At 38.2% G+C, this 13,721-nt stretch carries 10 protein-coding genes; 7 read left to right on the top strand and 3 right to left on the bottom strand.

Translation table 11 applies throughout. The features are described from left to right. The first annotated feature begins 763 nt into the window (after nt 1–763). Nucleotides 764–1,009: a hypothetical protein gene (locus tag AAC037_RS06895; RefSeq protein ID WP_339902286.1), complete on the top strand. Its 246-nt coding sequence runs from the start codon at nt 764–766 to the stop codon at nt 1,007–1,009. A gap of 107 nt (nt 1,010–1,116) precedes the next feature. Here AAC037_RS06895 and AAC037_RS06890 read toward each other — a convergent pair whose 3' ends face one another. Then, nucleotides 1,117–1,923: an arylamine N-acetyltransferase gene (locus AAC037_RS06890; RefSeq protein WP_339902285.1), complete on the bottom strand. Its 807-nt coding sequence runs from the start codon at nt 1,921–1,923 to the stop codon at nt 1,117–1,119. Between the two features lie 386 nt (nt 1,924–2,309). Between AAC037_RS06890 and AAC037_RS06885 the strand changes: the two genes are divergently transcribed. Together AAC037_RS06885 and AAC037_RS06880 are read left to right on the top strand one after the other, a co-directional pair. Next, complete coding sequence (locus AAC037_RS06885; RefSeq protein WP_339902284.1) at nt 2,310–3,896, top strand: hypothetical protein; 1,587 nt, start codon at nt 2,310–2,312, stop codon at nt 3,894–3,896. Between the two features lie 10 nt (nt 3,897–3,906). Next, a complete protein-coding gene (locus AAC037_RS06880) occupies nt 3,907–6,951 on the top strand; it encodes a PVC-type heme-binding CxxCH protein (RefSeq protein WP_339902283.1) in 3,045 nt (1,014 codons plus the stop codon). Between the two features lie 10 nt (nt 6,952–6,961). Here the strand turns inward: AAC037_RS06880 and AAC037_RS06875 are convergent, their stop codons facing one another. Further along, complete coding sequence (locus AAC037_RS06875) at nt 6,962–7,975, bottom strand: S41 family peptidase (protein ID WP_339902282.1); 1,014 nt, start codon at nt 7,973–7,975, stop codon at nt 6,962–6,964. Continuing rightward, entirely contained in the window at nt 7,969–8,754 is a 786-nt protein-coding gene (locus AAC037_RS06870) for a hypothetical protein (protein ID WP_339902281.1), read from the bottom strand. Before AAC037_RS06870 ends, AAC037_RS06875 begins: the two co-directional genes overlap by 7 nt. A 142-nt stretch (nt 8,755–8,896) precedes the next feature. Here AAC037_RS06870 and AAC037_RS06865 point away from each other — a divergent pair, with 142 nt between their 5' ends. From AAC037_RS06865 to AAC037_RS06850, 4 genes are all read left to right on the top strand, one after another. Next, nucleotides 8,897–10,234, top strand: a complete 1,338-nt coding sequence (locus AAC037_RS06865) for a DUF5723 family protein (protein WP_339902280.1) — start codon at nt 8,897–8,899, stop codon at nt 10,232–10,234. A gap of 182 nt (nt 10,235–10,416) precedes the next feature. Then, nucleotides 10,417–11,934, top strand: coding sequence for a DUF4301 family protein (locus tag AAC037_RS06860; RefSeq protein WP_339902279.1), 1,518 nt, complete (start codon nt 10,417–10,419; stop codon nt 11,932–11,934). A 48-nt stretch (nt 11,935–11,982) separates the two neighbouring features. Next, nucleotides 11,983–12,762 carry a DUF1080 domain-containing protein gene (locus AAC037_RS06855; protein ID WP_339902278.1) on the top strand — a complete coding sequence of 260 codons (780 nt, stop codon included), beginning with the start codon at nt 11,983–11,985 and terminating at the stop codon, nt 12,760–12,762. A 674-nt stretch (nt 12,763–13,436) separates the two neighbouring features. Further along, nucleotides 13,437–13,721: hypothetical protein (locus tag AAC037_RS06850; protein WP_339902277.1), on the top strand; the 285-nt coding region annotated here is incomplete at its 3' end.

Below are 13,721 nucleotides of genomic sequence, written 5' to 3'. Positions count from 1 at the left end.
TGAAACCATTCCATATTTGATTTTATAGGTTGATCAGTAAAAAACTAATTGGCTAGACCAACTGTAAACCAATCCACACTACCCAATGGAACACCCCCCAACTTCCCTTAAGGAACTAGAGTAATTATTCAATTGGATAAATAAATGGGAAAATGGAATCTTCAAAAATATTATTTGGTCCTTCAGACAGTTTCAAATTCATTTACCCTAAGTCAAATTATAGCCATCTAGCCTTTTGGTGCCATTTCAATTTCTAACCTTTAAGGAAAAACCTTATCCAATCTAAAAGTCAAATCAACCTTTTAATGGAAACCCTGAAGACTGTGTGCAATCGCCCATATGGAATAAAGCACCGCTATGCCAGATCCATACATTCCTTGGCAAAACAGGTTTACCTACCATAATTCCTTGGAATCTCATCATCTTCACACTTACTGAATAAAGATTTCCCCAAGAATAACCGCGTAAGACAAAAATGCAAAGAACAAAAAAAGGAAGCCATTTTCTTTAAAATCCGATTTTAAATATAAAAACCAAAACCATACACTTTAAAACCTTAGTATGAAATACAAAAATAATACAACAAAATACTATTTTATATTTACAAAATTTTAAGCAAAAAAACAAGTGTTTTTAATTGAATTTTGTAATAAAATTTTCCTAAATTTGAATTGTTAATCAATCATTCTGAATGAGGAAAAGTTCTAATTTAATAGAAAGTAATTTCCGGAAGGTTGAAAGCTTAGATAAAACCAATGAAATCATGAATTCATACTTATTATTATACTCAGTAATCGGAGTGGTTTTAGGACTTTTATTTATTATAAAAGCTATAAGAAATGCTGAAGATGATCCTGAAACTTTTGATCGGTTTAAAAACGAAGGTAGATTTCACAAACCTGCCAATTGGAAGGTTGGTAGAATGCCTGATAATCAAACCAATAAAAACACTTTACATTTCGAATCAATACCAGTTGAAAGTGAATACCATCAAATGTATTTAAACTAATTTTTTTTAATTGACAGTAAAATTCCTGTGGTACCTTTTTTTAATTCTGTGGAATTTAATTAACAGCTATATTTTTTTTTTAAGCCTCTTCTATAAGAGGCTTTTTTTTATTTCTTAGCATGGATATAACGCTGGAGATTCAATGCCAATTTCTCTCCCTTCGGAAGCTTAATTGCAAATTTATCCTCCAAAATATCGATAATCTCCTTCACGGATTGCAGTTTTTGCTTGACACTTTCCCCTTCCTTCTTGTGCACAGTAAATTGATTGTTGTGCAAAGCATACTTTCCCTCAGAGAAACTTTTGGCCACCATTAGATCTTTGATAAAAAGAGATTGGGGATGGGTACACAAATACCAACTAACCACCTCATAATCCGCCAGCATTTGGTGTTCTAAACCGAAACGATGCATTAATCTCCAAGAATCTTTGATTAAAATTTCCAGGTAATAAAACCCTGAAACCAAGCTTATTCTATATTGGTTATATCCGGTATCTTGTATGTCTTTATGATTCAATACCAATGGGGCAGAAAATGAGGCAGAACCAAAACCCACATCCAATAAAAAACTTACACCATTGAGATCCAACAATAACAACATATGATCCCTTGGTCTAATCTCTCCTTCCTCAATTTCCCAAAAAACCCTGGCTGAAAGCCCAACAATATTGAAGCCTAAAGTCCTCAAAACTGCACCAAAAAGAATATTCTGTTCAAAGCAAAACCCTCCTCTTCCCTGCTCAACCAGCTTATTAAACACTCGATCCAAAGACAAGTCAACAGGCACCCCTATTAATGGATCAATATTTTCAAATGGGATAGCTTCCGGATGAAGGGCATGAAGGTCCTTTACCGTTTCCAAATTTAATTCTGCCTCACCCTTATACCCAATCCGATCGAAATAAGCTTTCATCGAAAGCTTATCTAATTGCAAATCATTGAAAAGAGAAATATTCTGTTGTTTAGAAATCATAATCCATTAATAATAAAGCAAACCAAACTATTGATTCTTAAGAGCGGAAAGTTACATAAATACCTTATACCTCGCAGTATTTAGACTAAATTATAGACAATTAACAGAAAAAACCTGCTCTAAACTTGTAACTCCCCAACAATGTTTTTTTTCAAAAAACTTTATGCAATAGAATTATAAAAAAAAGCTTCCAAAAGTTGGCTACTCAATCAATTCAAATAATATCGATGGAACTATTCACCATCTACCGTATCTTAAATGTGTTTTTTTACTATATTTGGTAACGTACACTTAAACCACTATAGAAACCTAATATTTTATTCATTATGATAAAAAATACTTTTGTTGATTTATCATCACGAAGAAAATTTTTAAAGCAATCAACAATCATCTCAGCAGGAATAGGCCTACCCTTGGGCAACCTACATGCCCAGGAAAAAGAAAGTAATAGCCGCAATTCAACAGAAAATTCAACTTTAGCGGCCTTTGCTGATGCAGATATTTCTCCAGAAATAGGGATGGAGAAACCCGGAAACTATGGTAAAGCTTATCATAAGGTTTTCCATGACCCGTGCAAAGTTCGGATTTCTGCATTCCAAACCGGTACTAAAAAAGCTTTGGTCATTGGTTTTGATGCATTGGCCATCTACCAACCATGGGTAGATGAAATCAAGGAAGGCATTGCAACAAAACATGCCATAGCTAAAGATGAAATAATGATTTCAGCTTCTCATTCCCACTCTTCAGGCCCCACCGCCATGGTAATGCCGGGTCAATATGACCATGCTCCAGATTTCATACAGGAACTGGCTTATAATAAATCTTCCTGTGCTGATCCCAAATACCTGGAAAGCACCAAAAAAATCACTATCAATACTGCCCTTCAAGCATTGGAAAAACTTGAAAAGGTACAAGTTGGAGCAGGAAGTGGCAAAGAAGAAAAAGTGGCGTTTAACCGTCGATTTTTTATGAAAAATGGGATGACCTACACCCATCCCGGACAACTAAACCCGGAAATATCAAAGGTTGCCGGGCCAATAGACCCTGAGGTTGGAGTCATTGGTGCCTGGAATGAAGCGGGAGAGTGTACCGGTTGCATAGTAAATTTTGCCTGTCATTCTACTACCAACCCCCAAGGAATTTCAGCCAACTGGATTTACTATATGGAACAAACCATAAAAGGGGCCATGGGTCAAGACTGCGTGGTAGTATTTCTTCAAGGAGCTAGTGGAGATGTGACCCAAGTCGATAACCGCAACCCCTACAAACACCGCTCAGGTGAAGAATGGGCTAGATTTGTTGGCGCCAATGTAGGTGCAGAAGCCGTCAAAACATTATTGTCCATGCCAAGAGGTAACATTTTCCCAATTGCGACCTCTAGAGATTTTATAGAAATTAAAAGAAGGATGCCCTCGCCGGAAAAAGTAAAGAAAAGCCTAAGCTTGGTCAAACAAAGCCCGGAAAATGTAGGTCGGACAGCTTGGGTATTTGCCAAGGAAACGGTTATGCTTGATAGTTATGGAAGGCAGAAGCCAAGCCATAAGGTTGAAATTCAAGCCATCCAACTGGGACCTGTGGTACTTATTAGTAATCCGGCAGAATTTTTCTGTGAACTAGGCCTTCGTATAAAAAGTGGAAGTCAGTTCCCGCTTACATTTCCTGTAAGTATGGCCAATGATTGTGTAGGTTATGTACCTACCTTGGAAGCTTTCTCTGAAAATACGGGTGGAGGTTATGAAACCAGGTTAACTTCCTACAGCAATTTAGACATCACTGCAGGCAATCAAATTGTTGACAAAAGTTTAAATCTTATTGCCACTCTTACCCCCGGGCCCATGCCGACCTTCCAAAAAGCACCGACCTTTAAAGGCGCCCCCTGGACTTATGGAAACGTACCACCGGAAATACGATAAACTACCCCTCATGTATCGCGAACTTAAAAAAAACCACAAATTGCTAAACATTATTTTATTTCCAAGAAATTGGTCAATCCTGTCCTGGCTCTTATTATTCATAGCTTGTAATCAAGAGAAAGTACCGGTAGCAACAGATACCTCTCCGGAATTTAAAACACAAGCCAATTTCGTAAACTCTCCGGCCTACACTTATAAAGACTCAGCAGAGCTAAAGACCTCAATGGCAGCCTTCCAATTGGAACCCGGTTTACAGATTGACCTGATAGCAGCAGACCCCTTGGTGGCAGATCCTTCTGCCTTCACTTTTGATGAAAAAGGAGTACTCTATGTAGCGGAAAATACAGGGTATCCTGATCCAATGGATGGAAAAAAACCTGATACCCTTGGAAAGATTTCGAGATTAATAGACAGTGATGGTGATGGGAAATACGATCAAAGAACTGTCTTTGTAGAAGGTCTGACCTACCCCAATGGCATCATGGCCTGGAAAGGTGGAGTATTTGTGACTTGCGCTCCACATATTTATTATTTCAAAGATACTGATGGTGATGGTTTGGCAGATATTAAAGAAATTGTCCTAACAGGATTCAATGCCAATAGGACCGCTCAAATTCGAACCAGCCACCCTACCCTGGCTCTGGACGGGTGGATATATGTTACCAGTGGGCTCAATGGAGGAGAGGTATACTCCCCGGCTCACCCGGAAAGAAAACCAGTTTCTTTTAATGGTGCTGATGGAAGATTTCATCCTGAAACTTTGGAATTCCAGACCCGAGGAGGGAAAAGTCAATTTGGACTGGCCTTTGATGCTTTTGGTAGAAGGTTTGGTTCAAGCAATCGGCACCCATTGCAGCATATAGTGATGGAGCCTGATCAATTAAACAATAATCCGAACTTACTCTTTAACAAAACTATAGAAAACGTATCCCCTGCTGAGGCTGAAGGCTATGTATATCCCATTAGTAAAAGCGTAACCACTGCGGAATACATTCCTAAATTGATGGGCAAATCCCATCAAGGTACTTTTACCTCTGCTTGCGGCACATTAATCTATGAAAGTGAAGGTCTGGACATAAGTCACAAAGGTGATGCATTTATCTGTGAACCCGCCCAAAACTTGGTTCAAAGGCAATCGATCAAAAATAATGGAGCTACTTTCATTTCCGAAAGGGTTCATGAAGATTGGGAATTTCTTGCTTCTTCAGACTCTTGGTTTAACCCAGTATTTTTAGCTCACGGCCCTAAAGGAGCCATGTATTTGGCCGACATGTATAGGAAAGTAATTGATCACCCTTCCTATGTCCCTGAAGAAACCAGAGGGGCCTTAGACTTTGTAAGTGGTAAGGGAAAAGGAAAAATTTATAGAATCAGCAATGAAGATGCGCAATATACTCAGGTGGAGAGCTTATTTCCAAAAACTTCCAAGGTAGAAAATAAAACCCTGATTGCAGCCCTTTCCTCTACAGATGAATGGGAAAGAAGCACCGCTTTTAGGTTAATTTTAGAAAAGCTGCCCCTAGATATTGTTAATAGCCTTAAAGAACTGGTTTTGTCCAATACTATCGATGAAGGAAAAGCCAAGGCCATTTGGTTGTTGCATCATTTTGATGCCTTGGACGAGAAATTATTGACCACAATATATAATGAAAACGGACCGGAAGTAAAGGAACAAGTCATCACCATCATCGGGTTGAAAAAAAATATTTCAAGCGAATTGGCCGAAAACTTAATAAAAGGGGCAACAGCTACCAATCCTAGGGTCAGGTTCCTAACCGCAGCTGCATTTGGTTCAGACACCAAATCACAATGGCTACCCTACCTGGCAAAGATCGCCCAGCAAGATGCGGCAGACCCTTGGGTAAGAGCTGCTGTAATGACTGCTTTAAATGGACATGAGAGCAAATTCTTAAAGATTTTAGAAGCCGAAAAAACAGCAGTCAACTACCATCAATTGCCAATGTGGTCAGAATTAGGAGAACTAATAGGCAGTTCAGTTCACCCGCAAGAATTAAAAGCTTTGATAGATGCCGGAATCAATAGCGAATGGGACAATCCAACTTTTTCTCTTTTGCTTGGCCTGTTAAAAGGAAGTGAAAGAGGGCAGCATAAAGTAAAGGGAAAAAACTATTTAGACTCCTATACAAGATCCAAAGACCAATTGCAGGCCCTTATTCAAGAAACAGCTGATCGAGCATCTTCTTCTGAAGATAGCCTTACCTCTCGAATTCAGGCAACAGCCTTACTCAGTTATTTTTCTCCGGGAAACACCGAAGCTACCTTGAAAGGCCTGATTTCTCCAAACAATCCTCCTGAAATTCAACTGGCAGCCATCCAGTCCCTAGGGAATCTGAATAGTGCTGAGGCAGGTGAAATACTCACGGAACCCACTGCCTGGAAAGCCTATACCCCCAAAACAAAAGGGGCGGTGATTGCCATCTTGGTATCCAGACCCATTTTGCGGGATCAATTGTTGAAATCCATAGAGAATGAAAAGATCAAACCAGCTGAGATCCCTTCTTCCACCAGGCAATCTTTAATGAAAGCAAGAGACGAAAAGGTGAAAATGCGAGCTGAAAACCTGTTCAAAGAATTGGAATCCGAGGGAAGAATGAAAGTTTATGAGGATCTTAAATCCGTACTGGATTTAGAAGGAATAGCGGATAATGGGCAAGGGATTTTTAGGACCAATTGTGCTACCTGCCATGCCTTTGCCGGTGAAGGTGGAAATGTCGGGCCGGATTTATCAGGTATAAGCAACCAACCTTCATTGGCGGTGCTCCTGCATACCATTGTACCTAATTATGAAGTATACCCCGGCTTCCAGGCAATCACAGTGACTACAAATGAAGGCAAACAAATCACAGGTAGAATTGCTGCAGAGTCTTCCAATTCCTTGAGCTTAAAAACAGCCTATGGTACAGAGGAAAACATACTGCGAACCCAAATCAAAAACATAGACAATCCCGGTTTGTCTCTAATGCCGAATGGACTGGAGCAAAACATGAGCAAGCAGGAATTGGCAGATTTATTGGCCTATTTAAAAGGAAATTAAAAACTTCCTTCTATCCGTCATAGTTCCCCATAAGTACTTGTAATGCAGTGGTGATAATATTATCCTCTCCTCTCAATGTACTTATGGGACTTTGGTCAATGCTAATATCAACCAGCACCCCGTCCTCCAGTTGTCTACCTTCCAAATCTACGGTCTGAGTCGTTGAAAATCTATAAGTCCACCCATTGGGCAATTCACCATACGCGGGAATACCACCACCTCCTCCGGTTTGGTCACCAATAAGGATCACTTGGGGTAATTCTTTCATCATCTGAGCAAAAAAAGTGGTTGCACTGTAAGACCTACGGTTCGTCAGCACGACTACAGGTCCTTCGTAAATATTTTCCCCGGCAGGAATACTTATATTTTCCCAAGAAGAAAAGTCGTCCATCTCAGGGCCATTTTTTATCCGTTTCTTTGCCACCACTACCTCAGTATCAGTAAAAGCTGAAGCAAGGGTATAGGCATTGCCAAGACTCCCTCCTCCATTGCTTCTTACATCAATAATCATTCCTCTACCCTGTCTGGCCCTTTCCAATATTACCTGAAGGTTTCCTTCAGAAATATCTTGAGAAAAAGATCTGTAATTGACGTAGAGCACATCATTAATAAATTGATGCCTAAAGGGGCCGCTGATCCAAAAATCCCGTCCCAAGTAATTTTTATCTATAAGATTTTGATCATAATTGTCTGGAAAATCCTGGTACCACTCCCAGTTTCGGCTGTTGTCAAAGCCTGCATTCAGATTGACATGCCCATCTCGTAATTCGAACAGCATCTCTGCCAACACATCGAATAAACCTTTGGTACTAATGGTTCTGGATACCTTTGTTCTATAAGTATTTCTTATTTCCTCCCAGTCAATGTCCTTGTGTTCAAAAAAAGAATACCGCTCATTAACGTCTTCCCACAGTTTATCAAATACCACAAGTGGTTCTGTAGTTGGCTCCTCCGGCAAAAGCCAATTGTCACAAGAGGACAGAACAAAAATTAAAGTCACATAGAAATATTTTTTTCTTACCATAGCCTGACTTTTAGCAACAGATCAATGGAATGATCCAACCTATATACTTTCTTGATTCCTGAAAGCTTGCCATAATTAAATTGATACCTCAAACCTAAGGCATTGCTGGTAGGCAATTCCCAATAAAGTGCAGAAGAGAAACCAAGGTCTACATCCTTAAATAGGATAAATGGTTTGACCGTATTAAAAAAATTGTTAAAAAGAGTGCTTTCTTCCTGGTAATTTTCAGGTTCAGCACCTATATAGCCTGACTTTATCTGCAAGCCAATCAACTGCCAACTAGCCATGCTTTTCCAGGTAAACATTTTATTTTTCCACTGAAAAGGTAAATTATACTGAGCTGCAGGACCTAAGGTGCTATAATAATCATAACGGAAATTATAATTACTAAAATTATTATGCCTCCTAATATGGAAAGCGTTTTTATTGGACCATCCCCATAAAAAGCCCTTGTCTTTCGTTTTGTTTTTGTGGTAAAAAGTAAAATTACTATAATTTAACCCCAGTTCATTAATAGTCGCCCCAGCTGTATTTGCCAATACACCATAGGAAAAATCTCCATGAAAGTAAAGGGTTTTATTTTTACGTGTCAATACAAAGCCCAGGGTACTCGTAGATTTATTTCCACGGTAATTCATCGATGAAAAACCTTCATCACGCCCGGCAAAAAACTGAATACCAGTAGACAGAAAAATATCTCCTTTCGTTTGTGCTGAACTTTTTGTAACAAACAGAACACAAGAGAATAAGATTAAAAGGTTACAAAATATCTTTCGCATTCAGGGTTAATTTAAACTATTAATCGTCCAAATTAGCATTTTATTTCAAATTCGTTCATCTAATCATTCTCAAAAGAGGTTAATACTCAGAAAAGTTTTATTTTTGGACATAACTTTTTGCTAAATCTTTTAAAACTTCACGATGAAAAATTTAATTTTATTAACTGTTTTGTTTGTAATCATCTGTAATGATTCCATTGCCCAGCAAAATTACTATGGGGTCCAAAATAGCAAAAGAAAGGGAATGATTAATGCTATGATGAATCCCGCAGAAATTAACAATCTGACCAAAAAGGTTGAAGTTTCTCTTTTTTCATTTAACCTCGGACTTGACAATAATGTTTTATCTGTTCAAGACATTATTGACAATCCGGATGTTTTAGAAAATATTTTTGAAGACATTGAGGGGCCGGTCAACCTTAGGACTGATGTTTCTGTGATGGGCCCTGCTCTGGGCTTAAGGTTTAATAAATGGTCTTTTGGTCTTACTACAGAAATCAAAGCAAAGGCAGATATTATAGATTTCAATCCTGACCTGGGTAGTTCGATTATTGAATCAGCAAATAATGACAACAATCAAACTATAATAAACATTCCTGATAACCAAAGAGTAAATGCTACAGGTTGGATGGAAATAGGCATATTGGCGGGGAGGAAAATTTTTGATACAGATCTACATACCCTTTCAGTTGGAGCCAATTTCAAATTACTTCTACCGGGAAGTTACACCAATTTTGGTATGGACAATATTAATGCTACCATTATTTATTCTGAGGATGAAGTTTTATTAACTGATGCACAAGGAAGTCTAAACCTTTCTTACGACGAGAGACTAGAAAATGACGATGACTTTAACGTTGAAGATGATTTGTGGAGAGGATTAAGCCCTTCAGGCCTGGGCATTGACTTAGGTGTCAATTATTTGTTAAAAAGAGACAATAAAGCTTTTTTAAATCTAGGATTGTCCTTGAAAAATCTAGGAAGCATGGGCATGGGTAACAACCAGAGAAACAAGTACTACAGCATGAATATCCCACAAAATGAATACTTTAGAACGGATGATTTGGAAGGAAGTATAGAAGAAATAGAACAGCAGCTTGTAGATTCCGGCTACTTCAATATTACCAATAATGATGCTGATGCCAGAATTAATATGCCAAGAACTTTGTCCGCTTATGCGGAATTTAGCCCTGTCCAAATCTTTCAAGTTTCATTATATGGCCAAAAAAGAGTAAGCAATGAAAATGGCAATTTCAACCTAAGTTCCGCAGACCTGCTTGTGCTAACACCCCGTTTGGTCTTGGGTAAATTTGAACTGTACTCACCTTGGATGCAACACCAAATTTCAGGTCTTACCGGAGGATTAGGTTTTCAAATTGGCGGATTTTTTGTGGGTAGTCAATCCATAATTACCAATGTCATGAATGGCAATAATAGGGCCGATGTCCATATGGGCTTCTCTTTAGGCTTTGGGTCTTAAGCTGAATCCTTGAAAATAAAACAAAATGCTACCATACACGCTGAAAGGACTAATCATATGGTAAATGGGTATTGGCTTGGAGACTTGGCCTCCTTTTATATTCCCTTTCATAAATGGTACTTTCATAAAATGAATTATTATATTGGACTGTCTAAAAAAATCCATAACCACATTTTCAAACCATGTTATCTAACGAACTCAAGAAAAAAATAGAAACCCAAGGGATGTCCTTGGAAATAGTTGAAGAACAAATTAAAAACTTTAGGGAAGGATTTCCTTTTCTAGACATTGATCATGCTGCTAAAATTGATGATGGTATTTTGAAATTATCAGATGCTGACCTTCAAAAATCCATCACGGATTATTCAGACAAATCAAAGGAAAAAACGATTGTTAAGTTTGTGCCGGCCAGTGGTGCGGCAAGTAGGATGTTTAAAAACCTTTTCAGTTTTTTAGAAAAGAATGACAATGATCTAGAAAACGATGCCTTTACACAAACTTTTATTGCAAATATTAGCTCATTTGCTTTTTACGAAGACCTTGACAATAGCTTAAAAAAAGTAGGCTCAAGTATTTCTAAAGCCATCGAAAACAAAGAATATACCCTTATAGTAAAGCACTTACTTGATGACGACTACCTCTCCTATGGAAGTTTACCAAAAGGCTTATTGAAGTTTCATAAGTATGCTAACGAAAGCCGAACACCTGTAGAGGAACATTTCGTAGAGGGAGCGCAATATGGTGTTGGAAAAAACAACACGGTAAGACTTCATTTTACAGTTTCACCTGAACATCAAAAAAAGTTTGAGGAAAAAGTGGCAGAGGTTCAACCCAAAATGGAAAGTGCTTTTGGAGTGAAGTTTGAAATAAGCTTTTCCCAACAAAAGAAAGCTACAAATACCATTGCTGTAGATCTTGAAAATCAGCCCTTCATTGAAGAAAATGGAGAACCTTTATTTAGACCTGCAGGTCATGGTGCTCTGTTAGAAAATTTGAATGAAATAGATGCAGATCTGGTATTTATAAAAAACATTGACAATGTTGTGCCGGACAGGTTAAAGGAAACCACAACCGATTACAAACAAGCTATTGGAGGGTTACTTATAACTGCTCAGGAAAAAACCTTCGCAGCCTTAAAACAAATGGATGAAGCCATCACCGATTCCTCAGTTAAACAGGCTGAAGAGGTCTTTACAAGTGTAATTGGAGGAAAATTAGCTCCCTCATATGATTCAAAGAACCTGGAAGATAAAGCAGCCTATCTGATAGAAAAACTAAACCGACCAATGCGCGTTTGTGGCATGGTGGAGAATACAGGTGAACCCGGAGGTGGCCCTTTTTGGGTAAAAGATACGGATGGAAGTTTGTCCCTTCAAATAGGAGAAACTGCCCAGTTAAATCTAGAAGACGAAGCACAAGAAGCTCACTTCAAATCTTCTACTCATTTTAACCCCACCGATTTGGTATGTGGCATCCGTGATTATCAGGGTAATGCCTTTGACCTTATGAAATACAGGGACCCTAAAACCGGATTTATCACACAAAAATCAAAAAGTGGAAGAGACCTTAAAGCCCAAGAGCTTCCCGGGCTTTGGAACGGATCCATGGCCAATTGGAATTCAATATTTGTGGTTGTACCATTGATCACTTTTAATCCTGTCAAAACCATCAATGATTTGTTAAGAGACGTACATCAATAACAAAAGGCACATTTATACATTGTCTTACACTATTTTCACCATGTGAATATGAATTTATACAACAAGAACAAAACCCTGACCTTATTTCTTCTAAGCCTTATGTTTCAAATTCCATTATTGGCGCAAGTTGGTGTGGGCACTGAAGCTCCTAAAGGTGCTGATCAATTGTTTAATGGAAAAAAAGGCTCACTAAAAAGAAATTGGACCTATTGGGAAGGGCCAAGAATAGCTGCATCACTTCCCATTAAATGGGAAATTGTGGATGATCCTGTAGATAAGGGCCAGGCAGTTAGTGCCAATGATCCAGCTGCTGCCGGAGGTAAATATGGAGCTGCAGACATTGTTACAAAAAAGAAATACACAGACTTTAGACTTCATGTGGAATTCTTAATAAAAAATGAAGGTGGCAATAGTGGAGTTTATTTACAGAATCGCTACGAAATTCAAATTCTCGATGGTGACAGCACTACGCATGGAATGGCAGCCATAATCAATGAACAAGCTGCTCCCTATGAGGTGTACAATGGCCTTGGTAAATGGAATGCTTATGACATTCAATTTAGGGCTGCAAGATTTGATGAACATGGTAAACTTACCGAAAAAGCGATGACCACCATTTATTTTAACGGTAAAAAAATCCATGAAAATGTCTCTATCCAAAAAGTTTGGGGTGGACCCAATTCCGGATTGGATGGTGGACGAAACGGTGGTGAAGGAATTACAAACCGACCTGGAGGAATTAAACTACAAGCGGAAGGTCACGAAGTACTATTTCGAAATATATGGATTGAAAGATTAAAATTAGAAAAAGCAGATACCGATTTTTAGATCAACGATAAGGTCTTAATTGCTTTAGCAAACACTGTAATCACTGGATAAACGCATTTTCCGAAATTATCGGAAAATGCGTTTTATTTATAGCCCTATCAATCTTTAATACCGAATTATTATAAGTTAAATTAAGGTGAAAATACCCTATACACGCTATTACAAAAAATTTGATTTTTCCACTCAGGCCCTCCAACGCTATCAGGCAAATGTTTTATTTCTTACTCTTTACTGAATTTTGGCAATATATTTGCCTCAAAGTTTGGTAAAAAAACATTATGAACTTTAAAAAGATATTTGGTCCCTTTTTATCAATTTTAGGATTAGGGGCACTAATATATGGCGCTTACTTATTTTTAGTACCTGAAGAAGGTGATTGGAAGATTATTACCGTGTGCCTGGTTTTGGGTTTTATCTTTTTTAGCTCCGGTCTGGGCCTATTAAAAACCCTAAAGGACAAAAACTGAAAATTCACAGTTAAACAATAGTAAGGTACACAATCTGTCCTAATAATAATTTACAAAACCTACAACAAAGGGATCAATATCTTGTTTTACCCATTAATTTTGAACTAAAATTTCACCTTTCATATAATCAAAACCATAATTCATTGATTGTTTAGGGAATAAACCTTAAGTTAACGAGGTTAATTATTAACTATTTCCTTCCAATTAATGAAAAGCCCCCAATTAATCTATTGCCTCATTGCACTTTCTTTGCTTTCTTGTAAAAGGCAGAACGATGGCGCTGAAGCTGACAAAAGGTTACAAGATCCCACAGCCTATATTGATGAAAAGCCTGACCCTATTTATGCGGAACATGTCAGGACCTCTTCCTTCCAGAGTCCTGCTGAAGAACTCAAGGATTTCACCTTACCCCCGGGCTTTGAGATAACACTTTTTGCTTCCGAGCCGGAAATCACAAAGCCAATCAATATGGCATTTGATGAAAAAGGCAGA

This window comes from uncultured Cyclobacterium sp. (assembly GCF_963976465.1).
Taxonomy (GTDB): domain Bacteria; phylum Bacteroidota; class Bacteroidia; order Cytophagales; family Cyclobacteriaceae; genus Cyclobacterium.
The sequence above is the reverse complement of the archived record's forward strand: the minus strand, read 5'-3'. Positions and strand labels throughout refer to the sequence as shown.

Coding starts and splice junctions, on each gene's coding strand:
- AAC037_RS06895 (WP_339902286.1), top strand. CDS start 764: ATGAATTCATACTTATTATTATACTCAGTAATCGGAGTGGTTTTAGGA.
- AAC037_RS06880 (WP_339902283.1), top strand. CDS start 3,907: ATGTATCGCGAACTTAAAAAAAACCACAAATTGCTAAACATTATTTTA.
- AAC037_RS06855 (WP_339902278.1), top strand. CDS start 11,983: ATGAATTTATACAACAAGAACAAAACCCTGACCTTATTTCTTCTAAGC.
- AAC037_RS06860 (WP_339902279.1), top strand. CDS start 10,417: ATGTTATCTAACGAACTCAAGAAAAAAATAGAAACCCAAGGGATGTCC.
- AAC037_RS06890 (WP_339902285.1), bottom strand. CDS start 1,923: ATGAAAGCTTATTTCGATCGGATTGGGTATAAGGGTGAGGCAGAATTA.
- AAC037_RS06875 (WP_339902282.1), bottom strand. CDS start 7,975: ATGGTAAGAAAAAAATATTTCTATGTGACTTTAATTTTTGTTCTGTCC.
- AAC037_RS06870 (WP_339902281.1), bottom strand. CDS start 8,754: ATGCGAAAGATATTTTGTAACCTTTTAATCTTATTCTCTTGTGTTCTG.
- AAC037_RS06865 (WP_339902280.1), top strand. CDS start 8,897: ATGAAAAATTTAATTTTATTAACTGTTTTGTTTGTAATCATCTGTAAT.
- AAC037_RS06885 (WP_339902284.1), top strand. CDS start 2,310: ATGATAAAAAATACTTTTGTTGATTTATCATCACGAAGAAAATTTTTA.